General features: G+C 51.9%; 12 protein-coding genes. 2 read left to right on the forward strand and 10 right to left on the reverse strand.

Annotated elements, in window-relative coordinates; all coding sequences use genetic code 11:
• Positions 1 to 246: 246 nt before the first annotated feature.
• Positions 247 to 1362, forward strand: coding sequence for a glycoside hydrolase family 43 protein (locus EFA69_RS14365; protein WP_123133797.1), 1116 nt, complete (start codon positions 247 to 249; stop codon positions 1360 to 1362).
• Between the two features lie 263 nt (positions 1363 to 1625).
• On the opposite strand, the gene EFA69_RS14370 is transcribed toward EFA69_RS14365, so the two are convergent.
• The 4 genes from EFA69_RS14370 to hppD form a co-directional block, all read right to left on the reverse strand.
• Positions 1626 to 2636 carry a PorP/SprF family type IX secretion system membrane protein gene (locus EFA69_RS14370; RefSeq protein ID WP_123133798.1) on the reverse strand — a complete coding sequence of 337 codons (1011 nt, stop codon included), beginning with the start codon at positions 2634 to 2636 and terminating at the stop codon, positions 1626 to 1628.
• A 5-nt stretch (positions 2637 to 2641) separates the two neighbouring features.
• Complete coding sequence (locus EFA69_RS14375) at positions 2642 to 5275, reverse strand: gliding motility-associated C-terminal domain-containing protein (RefSeq protein ID WP_123133799.1); 2634 nt, start codon at positions 5273 to 5275, stop codon at positions 2642 to 2644.
• A 729-nt stretch (positions 5276 to 6004) separates the two neighbouring features.
• Positions 6005 to 7753, reverse strand: a complete 1749-nt coding sequence (locus EFA69_RS14380) for a phospho-sugar mutase (protein WP_123133800.1) — start codon at positions 7751 to 7753, stop codon at positions 6005 to 6007.
• A 268-nt stretch (positions 7754 to 8021) separates the two neighbouring features.
• A complete protein-coding gene (gene hppD / locus EFA69_RS14385; RefSeq protein ID WP_123133801.1) occupies positions 8022 to 9122 on the reverse strand; it encodes a 4-hydroxyphenylpyruvate dioxygenase in 1101 nt (366 codons plus the stop codon).
• Between the two features lie 155 nt (positions 9123 to 9277).
• Here hppD and EFA69_RS14390 point away from each other — a divergent pair, with 155 nt between their 5' ends.
• Positions 9278 to 9676, forward strand: a complete 399-nt coding sequence (locus EFA69_RS14390) for a hypothetical protein (protein WP_123133802.1) — start codon at positions 9278 to 9280, stop codon at positions 9674 to 9676.
• A 281-nt stretch (positions 9677 to 9957) separates the two neighbouring features.
• On the opposite strand, the gene trpS is transcribed toward EFA69_RS14390, so the two are convergent.
• The 6 genes from trpS to EFA69_RS14420 form a co-directional block, all read right to left on the reverse strand.
• Positions 9958 to 10932 carry a tryptophan--tRNA ligase gene (gene trpS / locus EFA69_RS14395; protein ID WP_123133803.1) on the reverse strand — a complete coding sequence of 325 codons (975 nt, stop codon included), beginning with the start codon at positions 10930 to 10932 and terminating at the stop codon, positions 9958 to 9960.
• A 102-nt stretch (positions 10933 to 11034) separates the two neighbouring features.
• The gene (locus tag EFA69_RS14400) at positions 11035 to 11733 is read right to left on the reverse strand and encodes an alpha/beta fold hydrolase (RefSeq protein ID WP_148041369.1); all 699 of its coding nucleotides are present in this window, start codon (positions 11731 to 11733) and stop codon (positions 11035 to 11037) included.
• Between the two features lie 60 nt (positions 11734 to 11793).
• Positions 11794 to 12588 (reverse strand): queuosine precursor transporter, encoded by a 795-nt coding sequence (locus EFA69_RS14405; RefSeq protein WP_123133805.1) that lies wholly within the window; start codon positions 12586 to 12588, stop codon positions 11794 to 11796.
• Between the two features lie 365 nt (positions 12589 to 12953).
• The gene (locus tag EFA69_RS14410; protein ID WP_123133806.1) at positions 12954 to 13871 is read right to left on the reverse strand and encodes a ribonuclease Z; all 918 of its coding nucleotides are present in this window, start codon (positions 13869 to 13871) and stop codon (positions 12954 to 12956) included.
• A gap of 19 nt (positions 13872 to 13890) precedes the next feature.
• Positions 13891 to 14268, reverse strand: coding sequence for an STAS domain-containing protein (locus EFA69_RS14415; RefSeq protein WP_062545662.1), 378 nt, complete (start codon positions 14266 to 14268; stop codon positions 13891 to 13893).
• 68 nt (positions 14269 to 14336) lie between these two features.
• Positions 14337 to 15272 (reverse strand): phosphoribosylaminoimidazolesuccinocarboxamide synthase, encoded by a 936-nt coding sequence (locus tag EFA69_RS14420; protein ID WP_123133807.1) that lies wholly within the window; start codon positions 15270 to 15272, stop codon positions 14337 to 14339.
• Positions 15273 to 15289: the final 17 nt, after the last annotated feature.

Here is a 15289-nt window from a genome sequence, read left to right on the forward strand (position 1 = left end):
ATCAGGGCTAAAACAGAGAAGTATACTTTCTGGCAGTTTTGCTGATATTTTCAAAAAACGGCCGCTAAACTCCCGCAGAATATAGTTAATGAGCAGAGGGAAACCTCTTATTCGCTCAGGTGCGGAGGTTTCTTAACAGGCTGAGACAGAAGAAGGGGAGGAAGGTAAATTTTATTGAAATCGGTTGCAATTTTTGGGGGCTTTTGTCTATCTTCACCCATACAACCTAATAAACACAACCATAAGATGACGAGAATCAAACAAGCTAAATACCTGCCAATGGTATTTCTTGCGGCTTCTGCCTTCACCAGTGCGTGTAACAAGCAGGGCGGATCTGAGACGGCCACCACCGCAGAACAGAATACGTCTGCGTCCGCAGATTCAGCAGACGCTAAATATCTGTCCCAGCCCCTGGTGAGAGACATGTACACCGCCGATCCGTCTGCGCACGTGTTCAACGGCAAAATTTACATATACCCTTCGCATGACATTGACGCCGGCACCCCGGAGAACGACAACGGCGACCACTTTGACATGCGCGATTACCACGTCTTCTCCATGGACAGCGTCAATGGCAAAGTAACTGACCATGGCGTGGCCTTAGACGTGAAAGACGTGAAATGGGCGGCCCGGCAGATGTGGGCGCCAGACGCGGCCTATAAAAACGGCAAGTACTACTTCTATTTCCCGGCCAAAGATCCTCAGAACGTGTTCAGAATTGGGGTAGCCACCTCCACCTCGCCAACGGGCCCGTTCAAACCTGAGCCTACGCCTATTGCCGGAAGCTACAGCATTGACCCCGCCGTGTACACCGATGAAGACGGTACTTCTTACATGTATTTTGGCGGTATCTGGGGCGGACAGCTGCAACGCTGGGCTACCGGAAAATACGATTCCACTGCCGCTCCTGAGCCTACCACCGGCAACGCGCTCCTACCTAAAATGGCCAAAATGCGCGCCGATATGTTAGGCTTTGACGGTCCGGTGAAAGATGTGCAGTTGCTGGACAAGAACGGCAAACCGTTCCCGGCCTCTGACCATGAGAGACGTTTCTTTGAAGCGGCCTGGGTACACAAATATAACGGCAAGTATTACTTCTCTTATTCCACCGGCGATACCCATAACATTGCCTACGCCATCGGCGATTCTCCGGCCGGTCCGTTCACCTACCAGGGCGTGATCCTGAAACCGGTACAAGGCTGGACCAACCACCATTCCATTGTGGAGTCTAACGGCAAGTGGTATCTGTTCTACCATGACACGCAGCTCTCTAACAAAACTTACCTGCGTAACATCAAAGTAACTGAGCTGACCCACAACCCAGATGGTACTATCCAAACCATCAACCCTTTGAAGTCTTAATTAAACAGTTCTAGTGGTTTAACCGGCCCCACCTCTGGCAACGGAGGTGGGGCCGGTGCATTTAAGGGAACTTCGCTTCTGAGGCAAAAGCGATTGAAGAACCCACTGCCTGAGTCAACATAATGTAACATGCGTTTAGGGGCTGTTTTTGGAAAAAGAGCCCCTAAACGCACTGTGGTAGCAGCAGAATACAGCCATAAGAAAAGCCCCTCCGGAGATGTTCCAGAGGGGCTTTTTTCATGTGGTGTGATAACGGCTTAGGATTAGTGCATCCACCGGGGGCAGATCACTTTGCCTTTGTTGAAGAGCTTGAGCCCCAGCACCACCTCATGGGTACCGGTATTGGACACGTTCAGCTCTGAGGTGTTGTAGTCATAGGAGTAACTCACGTCCATGATGTGGCTGATGTTCACGCCGGCCATGGCCGCGAAGGCATCCTGGTTCCGGTAGGAAACGCCTGCCCAAACCCGCTCGGCGTACAGTGCCCGCAGGTTGAAATCAACGGTAGTAGGGCTGGGAGTGCTCAGCTTCACCAGCACCGAAGGAATAAGCGTGAGCTCTGGGGTGAGGCTATACTTATAACCGGCCGTGGCGATGAAGTGTTTCTGCAGCACTTCACTGGTCACGGAGGTTTCGGCGGAGTTCAGGTCACGGCGGCTTTTCAGGAGCTGTTGCCCAGACAAGCCCACGAAGAAGTTCTGCGCATAGATCCAGGTGCCCACGCCCAGGTCAAAGTAGTTCCGGTTCACGTAGTTGCCTGAAATAGCCGGGTCTGGAATGTCAGAAGAGTACGTGGCCTCACTGCTGTTGATGCTATTGCGCAAAATTCCGGCACTGGCTCCCATGGAGATGGTGATGGTTCTGGTAATGGGCAGGTGGTAAGCGTAGGTCAAGTTCACGTTGGTGCGCCGCAACACCCCGGTCCGGTCACTGATGGCCTGGATGCCCACCCCGTGGTGCGGATACGCCCGCGCAAAGCGGTTCTGATTTACACTGCGGGTGCTGGTAATGCCTTTGCCCACGTTCCGGATGCTGGCTACTTGTTTGTTGATGGGGGTGTGGGCGCTCACGGTGTAGGTTTTGGGCGCTCCCTCCAGCCCCACCCACTGCTGGCGGGTACCAATCTTCACATCGGTGTAATCTTCTATACCGGTAATAGCAGGGTTGAGCAGATAACTGTTGATCATATACTGGCTATACTGCGGCCGTTGCTGCGCCCATACCGGGGCAGAGAGAAGCAGCAAGGCCACAAAAGCACCTAAATATTTCGTCATGGGGATTATCTTATAAGGGTAACGCTACCCGTGAAAGGCTTTTCGTTTTTGTTTAACCTAATAATGTAGTAGTAGGTAGCCAGCGGCAACGGGTTTCCGTTGTGGGTACCATCCCACGGTTGGGAATAGCCAGACGATTTATACACTGGGGCTCCGTAGCGGTTAAAGATCTCCACCGTGGCCTCTGGGTAGTTCTGTATGTTCGGGATTTCCCAAGTTTCATTGATGCCGTCCCGGTTAGGGCTGAATGTGTTAAACACCGTAATCCTTGGAATAACCGTGATGGTAACCTCATCTATGGCTTCGCATTCTGCGCCATTGGAAACGGTTAGGGTATAAGTGACGGTAGTGGTGGCAGTGGTGTTACCGGCAGGCGTAGCCACCGGGTTGGCAATGTTAGGATTACTCAATCCGTCGGCCGGAGACCAGGTAAACGTGGCATTGGCTCCGCCGCCGCTACCTCTCAGGGTGACCGACTGCCCCTGGATAATGGTAGTGTCATTACCGGCATTGGCCGAGATAGGAGATACCGTTACTCGCACAGCGGTACGGCGGGTGCTTATGCATTCGTTCTCATTCTGTGCCTCCACGTAGAAAGTAGCGTCAGAAGTTAATGGAGGCGTGTTGAAAGGAGAGCCTGAGCCAATTGGATCGCCGCCGGTTGCCTCTGTGTACCAGACATAGGTAAGCGTGGCGGTACCACCGGTTACGGGCACCACTTCCAGCACCGCTGAACTGTTCTCACAGGTAGTCACGGCTGCGGCTTTCACAATTGGAACGGGCGGTAACTCGTCAATGGTAATCTCAATGGCTTCCGCCGATGGAACCGGTGCGCAATTGGTGTTTCTATACTTGGCCGTTCTGCGGTACCAGGTGGTTTGGGTAATAAATCTTGGCGTAAAGGAGGCCCCGTTGGTGTTATCTGAACCCTCCGCCGGAACCGCCGGAATAAAGCCTGCGGTGGCACTAGTGGTGCTGCTTTCCCATAGGTACTCAATGTCGCCGCTCAACAGGTTGCCCGTTAAGGTGGGTACTTCTCCCTTGCAGACCACTGGTTTATCTGCTTCTATTACATTGGTGCTTGGGTCAATGATGGGAAGTACCTCTACCGTCACAATATTACTGGAGTCTGGATTAGGACAGTTAGGGAAAATAACCAACCTTCTAAAATAAGTGGTTTCAGTCAATACCGGAGGTGAGTACGTCTGCTGATCATTTCTACCTGCTTGGGTAGACGCTGCTGCGTAAATAGGACTGCTGTCTGTGCGGCTCACCCACAGGTAAGAAGGATTGCTGTTGCCCACCCTGGCATTGGAACCACTTAAGGAGGCCGGTTTAGTATCGGCGCAGATAGTCTGATCGGCGGCAATGGTGTTTTCCAGGTCCTCCTGAATGATATTGAGGGTGAACATGGCCCGCTCCAGGCTTTCGCAGCCATTTTCAAACGCGGCAATGTAATACACACTTCTGGAGGAAAGTGGGCCTACCGTATAGATGGGAGCCGGACCGCCGGTGTTCAGCGCGGTGCCCCCCGTGGGCGTTCTGTAGAAGTTGTACAGCTTGGTAGAGCTGCTTGGGCTTGGCGAAATGGTATACGTAATGCCGGAGCATACAAACTCCTCGGCTTTGGGAAGCACAGGGGTAGGAGGTCTCGGGTTAAAATTGACCGTTATTACGCCAGGCTCCAACACAGACTCACATTCATTTCTGAAGGTGACCTTAATCTCATAGGAACCGCTTCTGGTAGGGAACGTGATCTCAGGATCTTCGGCCTGTATGTCTGAAATGGTAACTCCCGGCGGAACTGTCCAGATGATGGAGGTAGGATCAATGGTGCCTAAGTTGGCGTCAAAGGTAGCTAAGCTGCTTCCTCTCACGGTGTAAGGAGGCGCGGTGAGATCTTCGCATTCTTCAATGTTGTTTGGCGTGACCTGAGGATACACAATGAGTACTTGTTCTTCGTGCACGTAACGGCCATCTTTCTGCGTGTCTGGATTCTCAGGGTCGGCGGGATCATCCGGTCCTTCTTCGCCGTTGGGGTTGCAAGGTCCCTGAATTTTAAGTTTGACCGTGTACTGTCCCTTTTCATTGAACTGCAGAACAGGTTCAAACGAATTGGCATTGGTGCCGTCCAGAAACTTAAACAGGGGAGTCTTGCCGTCTTGCCGGGTCACTTCCCAGGTGTAGGTCAGGCCTGAGCCGCTACCTTCGGGCTTAGATTCGTTTTTGAGCTCCACTCTAACCGGTATACCGCACGTGTCAGCGCTTTGGGGTTGGATTCTCTCCTTCTGGTCTGCCGTGAAACTGGCCTCTTGCTCACTCACGGTTACTGTTACGGCATCAGAGGTGTCAGTAGCGCAGGAAGTACTTTGAACAATCACCCGGTAACTACCCGAACTGGTGAGACTATAGGTTTTCTGGTTTGCCCCAAAAATGTCTTCCCCATCTTTTTGCCACCGGTAGAATACATTGCCGGTAGCCCCAGTGGTAGCCGTGAGAGGAGTGCCGTAGCATAAAGTTCCAGACGGGGGCGGCGTAATGGCGGCATTGCAAGATGCCTGCGTCTGCCCGTACAGGAAGAAGGAAGAGCTATAGAGATACAGCGCTAAGAGCAGCAGATAGCTTTTGAAGGAATGCATTTAGTTTTCTGGAAAAAGTAAACAATACCAAAAAGGTAAGCTTGCAGAAGAAACAGAATACCGCGTACAACTATACCGTTGGCCTATCCAGGAGCTGGGTACTTTCTAATATTGGTCCAGATGGAGGGGAGGAGTAGTATCAGTTATATCAAATTCTTAGTTTCTTCTTAAGTGTATGAACCTCTTGTTATTAATCGTAAAAACAGCGGTTTTAGTATGCCAATGCCGCTAATAATTTCAGTAGAAAAAATTCATGGCTAATGACATGTTCAACAAGTAATTATGAATAAAAACTAAGTTGTTCTTAGCTAAAAATACAGGATAAACTTTAGATGTACAATGGAAAGGCATAAAACCTGCACTGAGGCCTTCTCATACTCCCGTTTGTTAAAGAAAGCTAATAATATAGTTGAACAGGTAACAAAGAAACGTTTGGCCGCTGCACCACCTATATCTTAATCCTGCTAACAAAAGTTACAAACTGTTATAATCAAATAAAAGTTTAGGATACAGAAGGTGAAAGTGATAAATATATTCTTGGCTAAGTACAGAAGTAAGTGCTTCTGATTCAGTAACCTTTACTGGGGAGCGGAAAGAGCAGCAGATTTTCCTAAATAAGGGCATAATATATTTCCTGTTTAGGGGCTGTTTTTAGAAAAACAGCCCCTAAACAGGAAAAGCTCCCTCGCTTATTTGCCAAGGAGCTTTTCTGTTATAGGAAGGAATAGATTACTTCAGTTTCAGGTCAGTGATGATGCGCTGGATTTTCTCATCCAGAGCTTTGCCAACCTGATCAAATTCCTGTGCAGAGGCCAGTGGCTCCCGTACGCTGAAGTAGAACTTGATCTTGGGCTCCGTTCCAGACGGACGCGCCGAAACTTTGGTGCCGTCCTCGGTGAGGAACTGGAGCACGTTGGAGCTTTCCAGACCGGTGGCACTTTCCTCATTGGTGCGCAGGTTTCTTCTGAACCCGGTTTTATAGTCAATGAGCTCCACCACCTCAGAACCGGCAATGGTTTTAGGTGGGTTCTCGCGCAGTTCCTGCATCATCTCCTGGATTTCCTGGGCCCCGCGGTGGCCTTTTTTGGTGAGCGAGATCAGGTCTTCTTTGTAGAACCCAAACTCCTGGTACATCTGGATCATGAGTTCGTAAAGGCTCTTGCCCTGGTCTTTGGCCGCCGCTGTCATTTCCGCGATCATGGCGCAGGAGGAAACGGCGTCTTTGTCGCGCACGAAATCACCTACCAGAAAGCCGTAGCTTTCCTCGCCGCCGCAGATGTACTGCGCCTGGCCTTCTTTCTCGCGCATGATGGTGGCAATGTATTTGAAGCCGGTCAGGGTCTCGTAGCAGTCCACGCCAAAGCCTTCGGCCACGCGGTTGATGAGGTCGGTGGTCACAATGGTATTCACCACATACTCTTTGCCGGTGAGTTTGCCCGCTTTCTTCCAGGCCTGTAAAATGTAGTAGGTAAGCAGGGCGGCGGTCTGGTTTCCGTTGAGGAGCACAAACTGACCGTTGAGGTCACGCACGGCAATGCCCACGCGGTCAGCGTCTGGGTCAGTGGCCAGCACTAACTCAGCGTTCAGTTCCTTGGCTTTCTCCATGGCTAGGTTCATGGCGTCTTTCTCCTCGGGGTTAGGGTACACCACCGTAGGGAAGTTTCCGTCTGGCGTGGCCTGCGCCTCCAACACGTGCACATTGGTAAACCCGAAACGCTCCAGCGCGCGGGGCACCAGCGTAATGCCCGTTCCGTGAATAGGCGTAAAGACGATGCTCAAATCCTGCTGACGCTTGATCATTTCAGGGTCCACGGAGAGGGTGGCCACTTTGTCCAGGTAGGCTTGGTCTACCTCGTCCAGGATGTATTCTATGTTGGCCTCATTGCGCTCAAACTTCACCTGGTCAAGAGACTGGATTTTGTTTACCTCGGCAATGATATTTTTGTCATGCGGGGCCGTTACCTGGCCACCGTCGTTCCAATAGGCTTTGTAGCCGTTGTATTCTTTGGGGTTGTGCGAAGCCGTGAGCACCACCCCGCTCTGGCAGCCCAGGTGACGGATGGCGAAAGACAATTCCGGCGTAGGCCGAAGCTCCTTAAAGAAATAAACTTTGATACCGTTGGCGCTGAACACATCGGCTACCACTCCGGCAAAATAGGGGCTGTTGTTGCGGCTGTCATGGGCAATGGCCACACTTATTTGCTGCTCAGGGAAGGACTTGAGCAGATAGTTGCTGAGGCCCTGGGTGGCCATGCCTACCGTGTAGCGGTTCATGCGGTTGCTGCCCACGCCCATAATGCCGCGGAGGCCGCCGGTGCCAAACTCCAGGTCTTTGTAGAAAGAATCGGTGAGGGTGTCGGTGTCTTGGCTGTCCAGGAGGCGTTGCAACTCCGTTTTAGTGTCTTGGTCATAGGCACCTTCCAACCAACTGTTGACCTTGGTTAACACAGCTGGCTCCAGCGATAGATTATTTTCCATAGTTATGTAGAAAAAGAGAATGCGTTTAGCGCACGTTTTTACGAAAACAGGCTCTAAACGTAAGTATTATTCAAGAAAAAAATTGCTTTCTTTTTATGTTCTGCCGCCAATTCAGTTTCTGCGGTTGTTTTTTCTCCACCGCTATCAGAGCAACTTCTTCCCTTTTGGTAGTAATATGTCTTTAGAAGTCAAGTAATTACAGGTAAAGCAGGAAAGCAGCCGTTTTAGGCACGTTTATCAGAAAACACGCCTAAAACGGCTCAGAAAATTATAGGTTGCCTCTCAGGGCCTGCTCGCGCTCAATTGATTCAAACAGCGCTTTGAAATTCCCTTTCCCGAAGGACTTGGCGCCTTTGCGCTGGATGATCTCATAGAACACGGTGGGCCGGTCTTCCACAGGCTTGGTGAAGATCTGGAGCAGGTAGCCCTCGTTGTCTCGGTCTACCAGAATGTTCAGGTCTTGCAGCGGTTTCAGGTCTTCTTCAATGCTGCCCACGCGGTCCAGCAGATCTTCATAGTAGGAGCTGGGCACACTCAGGAACTCCACCCCGCGCCGGCGCAACTCGCCTACGGTATGCACAATGTCATCTGTGGCAATGGCGATGTGCTGTACCCCGGGGCTGTGGTAATAGTCCAGGTACTCTTCAATCTGGGATTTCTTCTTGCCCTCGGCCGGCTCGTTGATGGGGAACTTCACGTACCCGTTGCCATTGCTCATCACCTTGCTCATGAGCGCCGAATACTCCGTGGAAATGTCCTCATCGTCAAAGGTGAGCAGCAATTGGAAGCCCATTACCTTGGCGTAGAAGTCTACCCAGGTGTTCATCTCGCCCCAGCCTACGTTGCCCACGCAGTGGTCTACGTGTTTGAGGCCCACCGGCGTTACCGGCACCGGGCTCTTGCGGGCCACGTAACCGGGCATGAAGGCGCCGGTGTAGTTTTTGCGCTCCACAAACGTATGGATGGTCTCGCCGTAGGTGTAAATGGAGGCTATCTTCACCTCCCCGAACTCATCTGTGAGCGTCTGCGGCTCGGCCGCCGGTCTGGCTCCTCTTTTCACCGTTTCCTCATAGGATTTATAGGCGTCATCCACCCACAGGGCCATTACTTTTACCCCGTCGCCGTGCAGGCGCACGTGCTCAGAGATAGGCGAATCTGGCAGCAGAGAGGTAGTGAGTACCAACCTTATTTTGCCTTGCTGCAACACGTAAGAGGCCCGGTCACGCACGCCTGTCTCAGGTCCGGCATAGGCTACCAGTTCATACCCGAAGGCGCTTTGGTAGTAATAGGCGCTCTGCTTGGCGTTGCCTACATAGAACTCAATGAAATCTGTACCGTTGAGCGGGAGAAAATCGGTTGCTTCTGCCATAGATGATCAGATAAGGATTAGGTTAGGGGATTCATCAACTACTGGTAAAAATAAGAGAATTGCGCAGGAAAGAAAACAGAATTTGACGCACTGATTTTAGCCATCTTCTTGGAATTAGCCGCAGATGTTATAAAATTTGTAAAAAATAAGAACGAATGAACATCCAGGAACTGAATACCGCGCTGGTGACCCTTATCCAGAAAAAGCAGGAATTAAGTAAACTCTCCTATAACGATGACCGCTACGATGACGTGGAGGAAGAGCTGCATGATTTAGAAGACGAGTTCAACGACAACTACGGGGAGTACCTGGAGGATGTCTTAGGCGATGTGCACCAGAAGATCTGCCCCGATACCGATGTTCTCCTGCCCACCGCTTACCTGCCGGAAACCCTCAACGCAGAAGGCCAGGCCGACCTGAGCGGCAAGCAAGGCGTTTGGGTGGAAGCCGATGCTTACCCTAACAAAGAAGCCCGCCTGGTGCTGGTGCCCAACCCCACCCGCCTCATCCTGAGCGTAGGCAAAACCGTGCGCGAAGAGGTGTGGAACGCCTAAACGCCAAACCTAGGTTAAGAAACAGGTAACAAACAGTAATCACTAAAACGGCTCTAAGCATAGGTACTGCCTACGCTTGGAGCCGTTTCCGTTTAGGGGCTGTTTTTGGAAAAATAGCCCCTAAACGGAAACGGCTTTAGCTCAAGTGAGTGGCAAGAATCACTTTCGTCCAAATTCTCATGAAAATGGCACGGGCATAAAAAGAGAAAGCCGAAGCAAACTGCCTCGGCTTTCTCTTTTTTATCTATCTTGATACGTGCTACACGCTACTTGATACGCTTCTAAAATCCCAGCTTCTCCCGCACCCGTTTCAGAATGGGGGCGCCAATGGCGCGGGCTTTGGCGGCACCTTCGGCGAGTTTGGCGTCCAGTTCCGGTAGATTGTTCATGTAGTAGTTGAAGCGTTCCCTGGGCTGGGCGTATTTCTCCAGGATCAGCTCATACAGCGCCTGCTTGGCGTGGCCGTATCCAAAACCTCCCGCCAGGTATTTCTGGCGCATGTCCTCTACCTGCTCCGGCGTGCCCAGCAGCGAATACAGTTTAAAGGTATTGTCGGTTTCCGGGTCTTTGGGATCTTCCAGGGCTTTGCTGTCAGAGACAATGCTCATGATGCGCTTGCGCAGTTCCTTCTCGGGCAGGAAAATATCAATGGTGTTGCCGTAAGACTTACTCATCTTCTCGCCGTTAAGGCCCGGCACGGTCATCACAGTCTCGTCTACTTTGGCCTCGGGGACAACAAAAGTATCGCCGTAGAGGTGGTTAAAGGAGCTGGCCAGGTCGCGGGTGATTTCCAGGTGCTGCACCTGGTCTTTGCCTACGGGTACAAACTCAGCGTCGTACAGCAGAATGTCGGCGGCCATGAGCACGGGGTAGGTGAACAGGCCCGAGTTCACGTCAGACAGCTGGCGGCGTGCCGATTTGTCTTTGAATGAGTGCGCGTTGGCCAGCATGGGGTAAGGCGCGAAGCAGCTCAGGTACCAGGTCAGTTCCGTTACCTCCGGCACATCACTCTGGCGGTAGAAAATATGCTTGTCGGTGTCCAGCCCGAAGGCGAGCCACGAGGCCGCTACCGCGTACGTATTCGCCCGGCGCTCTTCGGCATCCCGAATAGTGGTGAGCGAATGCAAATCAGCAATGAAGTAGAGCGATTCGTTTTCGGCTTTCTTGGAAAGCTCAATCGCGGGGAGAATGGCTCCCAGCAGGTTGCCCAGGTGCGGGCGTCCACTGCTCTGGATACCGGTAAGAATACGTGCCATGTCTGTTCTGAATAATACAGCTGCAAAGTAAGCGATTGGGAGCCAAACCAGAAAGTTTCTCCTGTTTTGGGGCCGTTTTTGGAAAAAGAGCCGCTAAACGCATCAGGTTAAGTGGGCGTTGATCAGGCTGCTCACTTCCGCCGCCCGGCGCATCACCATCAGGTGTTCCCCGCCTTTGATGAGCTGCACATGGGGGTAGTGGGGCACGGGTAAGATTTTGTCGCGGTCGCCGTGGATGATCACCAGCTTTTCAGAGACCTCGGCGCGGTGCCGCCATTCCAGAATAGCCCTGAGCGACCAGCGAAGAAAGTCAATGTCGGTTTCCCGGAGGATGGCCCGGAACACCTGTTTTTCCTGCGCCGTTCTGGCCCCGAAGAGCCACTCGCCGGGGGCGGGGCAGTATTGGGCCAGCCCGAACGGAAGCCACTTCTGGAGCCGCAGAAAACCACCCACGCGGTAATGCCAGGGCAGTTCTTCTGTGTTGGCGAGGCTGGAGAGCAGGATCACCTTACGCACCGGTATCAGTTTGGCTATCTCCTGCGCCACCATGCCGCCAAAACTGAGGCCCACCAGCACGGGCGGTTCCGTGGCAGCCTGTAGCTGCGGAAGTAGTTGCCGGGCATAGTGGGCCAGGGTGGCACCGGGCTCAGGCGAAACCCATTGCACCACCACCGGCGCAGGGTGCCGTAGCCGGAGGAACTGGAACATGCGTTCATCAGCGCCCAAGCCACTGAACAGGTACAAAGGCGGGAAATTCATGCCGAAGTCTACATACTTTTCGGGCAGATTCCTAACGGACAACTGGCTTCTGGTTTTACGTTTAGCGGCTTATTTCTGAAAAAGAGCCCCTAAACGCAACGTCTATTCTTTGGCGATGAAAGTGTCAAAGGGTACTTCTCTGTCGGCGGCCAGGTAGCGGTCAATCAGGTGGTGGGCCAGGTAAAGCACGGGAGTAAGCACCACGGCCACGGTAAACTTGTACAGGTAATTGATCACCGACACGGAGAGCACCATGGTCAAAGTCCAGTCCCCGAAGAGATAGAACGCAATAAACAGCACCACCACCGTGTCTACCAACTGCGAGACCAGCGTGGAGCCGGTGGCCCGGAGCCAGATTTTTTTGCTGCCCGTCAGGCGCTTGAGCCAATGGAACACGTGCGCGTCCAGCAACTGCCCCACCAGAAATGCCACCAGAGACCCGATGATGATGCCCAAGCCCTGGCTGAAAACCTTGTTGTAAGCAAAGTCCATGTCAAATGCGGTGCCGTTGGGGCCTTGGCTGTTCACTTCCTGCCAGAACTGCGCCGGGGGTAAAGCCGTGGCCGCCAGAATGACCACAAACGCATAGGCAATGAGCCCTGCCGTTAGGAAACTGATGCGCCGCACGCCGTCCTTCCCGAAGTACTCATTGATGATGTCTGTCGTGATGAACACCACGGGCCAGATGATGACGCCTGTTGTCAGGTTAAAATCAAACTTGGTGCCCAAGACCGGAATCTGCGCGCCTGGTAGGCCAAATACGCCCTCGCCGGAGAAAATCTTCACCCCAATCAGCTCGGCCAGCAGCGCGTTGGTCAGGAAGATGCCACAGAGAACCATGTACAGCTGCCGTTTGCGGGCGCCTAGTTGCGGGGCGATGGTGGAGGAAGATTGCATAGCGGAGAAGGAAGTTAACCGGGCGTTGTTCCTGTAAAGATGGAATAAACTGCTCTAATTTAAAAAGCGGCAGCCCTGGAGGGGCAGTTTCATCTTTGCATTTAGGGGCTCTTTTGGGAAAAACAGGCTCTAAACGCATTCCAGGTTTGGATGAAGCTTGGCTATCTTTCAGGGAATCGCCTATTCTTCAATATAGTGAACAGACTTAGGAAAAGGGCTTATGCTTCCAAAGGAAAAGCTGATAAGCTTTCCTATAATTATACGAATGCCACATTCGGCAGCAACTCAATACAAGTAGGGGAGGGAACTGTATACAGCTGTTTTGGGCGCTTTTTCAGAAAAAGAGCCGCTAAACGGGAAAGGAGCTATTCCAGGATACTCACCGTTTTACCTTCCACCGCCAGATTGGTGTTGGGGAAAATGGCCTGGGCTTCTTCCAGCAGCGGGTGTAGGTCTTTGTACCTGGCGGAGAAGTGGCCTATGAGCAGGCGCTTTACCTGGGCTTTCTGGGCCAGGGTGGCGGCTTGGGCGGCGGTGCTGTGGAAGGTGTGGGTAGCCCGGTGTTCCATGTCGCTCAGGAACGTGGATTCATGGTAGAGGAGGTCTACGCCTTTCACGTAGGGCAAGATGTCTTCCTTGTACTTGGTGTCTGCGCAGTAGGCGTAGCTGCGGCTATGTTTGGGATCTGACGTGACGTCCTGGTTCCGTACCAGAATTTCACCCTGCTCATTTCTGATGTCTTCGCCCCATTTCAAGCGCACCAATTGCGGCGGCGTGAGAAACGAAGGGAGCTTGCCTTTGAGTAGATGACGGGGTTTGGGTTTTTCTTTGAAGAGATAGCCGCAGCAGGGCACGCGGTGCTGCATGGGCAAGGTGTGCACGGTGAGGTATTTATCCTCAAAGATCTTTTTGCAGACGGAGGTGTCCACTTCCACAAAATTGATGCGGTAGGGGAGTTGGGTGCCGCCGTACTTGAATTGCAGGGTAAGGATCTCAGCGAGTCCCTTGGGGCCGAAGAGATTGAGGGAGGAGGTTCGCTGCTGCAGGTGCATGGTGGAGAGCAGGCCCGCTAACCCAAAGTAATGGTCCCCGTGGAGGTGACTGATAAAGATATTACAAATGCGCTGATGCTTTACTTTGTATCGCATCAGCTGCATTTGTGTACCTTCTCCGCAGTCTATGAGGTTGATCTGGTTGCCAACCGTTAAGACCTGTGCGGTATGATGTCGTTCAAAAGTAGGGGTGGCAGAGGAGCTCCCAAGTATTTTCAGCTCAAAATCCAAACTGCAGCCCGCTTAGAAACTATTCTTCCTTTTTGGTGAGGTCGCTTTCAATCTCGTGCAGGAACACACGGTCAATGCCCTCTTCCACGGTAGGCAGGATGTTCAGCACAGACTCCAGCTTAGAGATGGTGATCAGTTTGGTCACGTGCTCCTGTAAGCCAGTCAAAATCAGAACGCCCCCAGAGGAGTTGCAAAGGCGGTTGGCAATCAATATAGAGGACAGTCCGGAAGAATCAGTATATTTTACGTTGGTAAGATCCAGGATCAGGTTAGTTATACCTTCTGCATTCAACTTCACAAACTCAGACTTCAAATCAGGCGCGATTGTGGTGTCTAGTTTCTTTTCATCTATGGTGATGATGGTGTAATTCTCTTTTTTATCAATTGTGTACTTCATAAGTAACAGCAAAAAGGTTTAGAGTGCGAATCTACCAATTTTTGGTGGAATATCTGTAACAAAGTAAGCTAAAAAATGTTCGCGGCAATGCTTTCCTGCAGCGTATCTGGCTGGCTGGCATAGTCTTGCGGAACAAACTGCTTTCCTAACAGTTGTTCATACAATTCAATGTACCGCTGAGAGATTTCGGTGATTTTGGCATCCGTCATTTCGGGGACCTGCTGTCCGTCTTTGCCCTGAAAACCATTCTCAATGAGCCATTGACGTACAAACTCCTTTGAAAGTTGCCGTTGCGGTTGCCCATTTGCCTGTCTCTCTTCGTAACCTTCTGAGTAAAAGAATCTTGAGGAATCAGGGGTGTGGATTTCGTCAATGACGTAAATCTGGCCATCTGCCTTCCCAAATTCATATTTAGTGTCTACCAGAATCAAACCCCGCTCGGCGGCCAGTTCGGTTCCTTTTTGGAAGAGGGCTCTGGTGTAAGCCTCCAATTGTAAATAATCCTGTTCAGAGACAATTCCCTGCCGCAGAATCTCTTCGCGTGAGATGTCTTCATCGTGGCCTTCAGAGGCTTTGGTGGTAGGGGTAATGATGGGTTCTGGGAAAGGATCATTCTCGCGCAGGCCATCTGGGAGAGTTACTCCGCACAACGTGCGTTTCCCGGCGCTGTATTCCCGCCAGGCGTGCCCGGCCAGATACCCCCTGATGACCATCTCCACTTTAAAGGTTTCACACTGCCGCCCAATGGTTACGTTAGGGGCCGGTTGGCTCAGCACCCAATTAGGCACTACATGGGCCGTGGCCTCTAAGAAAGTGGCGGCAATCTGGTTCAGGACCTGTCCTTTATAGGGGATGGCACGTGGCAACACTACGTCAAACGCAGAGATACGGTCTGTGGCCACCAGCGCCAGTTTATCTTTGAAATAATAGACGTCGCGGACCTTGCCCCGGTAGAAGCCGGTTTGTTCTGGGAAGTGGAAGTTGGTTTCTTTTAAAGCTTGCATAGCAGATGACTAACAGC

The organism is Rufibacter immobilis (assembly GCF_003721565.1).
Taxonomy (GTDB): domain Bacteria; phylum Bacteroidota; class Bacteroidia; order Cytophagales; family Hymenobacteraceae; genus Nibribacter; species Nibribacter immobilis.

What these genes read in the sequence shown, in the direction of transcription:
- EFA69_RS14365 (WP_123133797.1), top strand. Translation starts at nt 247, where the DNA reads ATGACGAGAATCAAACAAGCTAAATACCTGCCAATGGTATTTCTTGCG.
- EFA69_RS14370 (WP_123133798.1), bottom strand. Translation starts at nt 2,636, where the DNA reads ATGACGAAATATTTAGGTGCTTTTGTGGCCTTGCTGCTTCTCTCTGCC.
- EFA69_RS14375 (WP_123133799.1), bottom strand. Translation starts at nt 5,275, where the DNA reads ATGCATTCCTTCAAAAGCTATCTGCTGCTCTTAGCGCTGTATCTCTAT.
- EFA69_RS14380 (WP_123133800.1), bottom strand. Translation starts at nt 7,753, where the DNA reads ATGGAAAATAATCTATCGCTGGAGCCAGCTGTGTTAACCAAGGTCAAC.
- hppD (WP_123133801.1), bottom strand. Translation starts at nt 9,122, where the DNA reads ATGGCAGAAGCAACCGATTTTCTCCCGCTCAACGGTACAGATTTCATT.
- EFA69_RS14390 (WP_123133802.1), top strand. Translation starts at nt 9,278, where the DNA reads ATGAACATCCAGGAACTGAATACCGCGCTGGTGACCCTTATCCAGAAA.
- trpS (WP_123133803.1), bottom strand. Translation starts at nt 10,932, where the DNA reads ATGGCACGTATTCTTACCGGTATCCAGAGCAGTGGACGCCCGCACCTG.
- EFA69_RS14405 (WP_123133805.1), bottom strand. Translation starts at nt 12,588, where the DNA reads ATGCAATCTTCCTCCACCATCGCCCCGCAACTAGGCGCCCGCAAACGG.
- EFA69_RS14415 (WP_062545662.1), bottom strand. Translation starts at nt 14,268, where the DNA reads ATGAAGTACACAATTGATAAAAAAGAGAATTACACCATCATCACCATA.
- EFA69_RS14420 (WP_123133807.1), bottom strand. Translation starts at nt 15,272, where the DNA reads ATGCAAGCTTTAAAAGAAACCAACTTCCACTTCCCAGAACAAACCGGC.